The 2049-nt window shown below is 62.8% G+C and carries 1 protein-coding gene; it reads right to left on the reverse strand.

Going from position 1 to position 2049, the window contains the following annotated elements:
• Positions 1-87 precede the first annotated feature (87 nt).
• Positions 88-1896 carry an IS1634 family transposase gene (locus BV106_RS36750; protein ID WP_051946961.1) on the reverse strand — a complete coding sequence of 603 codons (1809 nt, stop codon included), beginning with the start codon at positions 1894-1896 and terminating at the stop codon, positions 88-90.
• Between the last annotated feature and the right edge of the window lie 153 nt (positions 1897-2049).

Here is a 2049-nt window from a genome sequence, read left to right on the forward strand (position 1 = left end):
CCCAAGTTCCGCAGCTGCGGGAGGCCGTTCTCGCAACGGTGGGGGCTGGCGGGCCGCCCCCACCCATTTTTCGGGACTACATTTTGCTCAGTCCAGACCTTCGCGCCCTGTGATGACTCGGTTGCGCACCGGCAGCCTCAGCCCCAGATGCTGCAGCAACTCCGCCACTCTGGGGGCGGGTCTGGCCACCGTACGCACCCGCATCTCGATGCGTTCCTCCCCACGCCTTACCGGCACCACCACGTCCATGCTCTGGATCGTCGCCACCTCTTCCACCAGTTGCCGGGCACTCGTGCCCAGCCCCTTGCCCCTCATCCACTGTTCCAGCGTCCGCCACATCGCCAGCGCCAAAAAACACACCAGGATGTGCGCTTCCACACGGCATGCCAGTTGATGGTATACTGGACGCAGTCCCAGATCGCTCTTGGCCGTGCGGAACGCCGCCTCCGCCTGCGTCAGCTGCACATACCACTTCCACAACTGCGCCGGATCACGCTCCGTGCAGTTGGTGCGCAGCAAATAGGCTCCATGAACCAGCTCCGACCATTGGTCGCGCTCCTCCCGCACTTTGATGTTGAGATCCACCGCCCGTCCAGACTCATCACGCTTCAAACTGACCTCCACCTGCCGGGCCGCCGCTGAGTACCGTCCCAGCCACCGGCCCACCCGTGTCATCACTGCATCGATCTTTTCGGGCTGGCTCACTGGCTTGTGCCGCAGCTTTGAACCCACCTTCTCAAGCTCCTCCATGAGCTTCTGACGCTGACGTTCCAACATGGCTCGCTCCTTTTGGGCCCGTGCCGCACTGCGGCACAACACGAACTGCTCAGAGTCTCCCTTGTCGGGATGATCCACCAGACGGGCTTCCACATCTGGCTGCACCTGGCTCCAGCCTTCCTTGTCCAGCAAAGCCGCCTCAAAGTGGCGCAACTCGCTCTTGGGGGTGCCCACCAGGTAACGGGCTCCACGCTCGCGCAGGAACTCGATGTTGTCCTCGCTGACCATGCCCCGGTCCATGACCCACACCCGGTTGGGCTGGCCGTACTTGTCCTCCATGCGTGTGACCACCTCCTGCACCGTGGTCACATCGGTGCGGTTGCCAGCAAAGACCTCGTAGGCCAGCGGCAGGCCCTCAGGAGTGCAGACCAGACCAATGCACACCTGCTTGCAGTCGCTGCGCTTGTCCCGGCTGTACCCCCGGGCGGCCAGTTCGTTGCCCAGGGCCTGCCCTTCAAAGAAGGTGCTGGTCACATCATAGAGCAGGAACTCGAAGTTCACGCCAAACCAGTCGCGGTAGCGTTCCATGAGATGGGTACACAGACGGTCCTTGTGTTTGCCCAGCACATCCAGACCACGGTAGAGACGGTCATCGTTGACCTTGTCCCAGGGCACCCCGGTGAGATCCTCCAGGGCGGTGCGCTGGTACCAGTGCTGGGCAATGCCCAGCTCCGAGGGCTGGGCGCAGAAGCGCGCCACGGTGAGGATGGAGGCCACGATGGGCCAGGGGACCGCCTCATCACCTGGTTCGATGAGTTCACCCAGCACTTTGGACAGCCCCAGCCGGTGCCAGAGCGCCAGCCCGAGATAACAGCGGCCAAACTCCCGGGAGCGTTCCACACGCAAACCCCGGACGTTGGCCGTCTCCCAATGATCTGCGTCAGGCTTGTCACTGCCAGTGGCCTGATCCAGACGGGGCTGCTTTTGAACCGGGCGGCCTTCCAGCAGAGCCTGCAGGTCCTCCCATCCAGCCTCTTCATGGGGATCCTCCCCGGTGAGCTTGCCCAGGCGGGCGACAATGCGCTGGCGGGGGCCTTTGTCGGTGCGCACCGATTCGCACAGCGTCCAGTACTCGTAGCACTGGCCCTGAACATGCTTGCGCTGGCGCTTGAGGAACATGTCTTACGCTGGGCGCAAGAAGCCAGTCCTCAAGAGTGGATTCGGGACTACACGGTGTTTGGAGACCTCGACCCACGTAAAATCAAGGGCTGGCGCGTCGGCCGAACCCGAAAAAAGTCAAAAACCAGGGGGGTACTGCGGAACTAAGGCTAA

Source organism: Verrucomicrobium sp. BvORR106, from assembly GCF_000739655.1.
Classification (GTDB): Bacteria; Verrucomicrobiota; Verrucomicrobiia; order Verrucomicrobiales; family Verrucomicrobiaceae; genus Verrucomicrobium.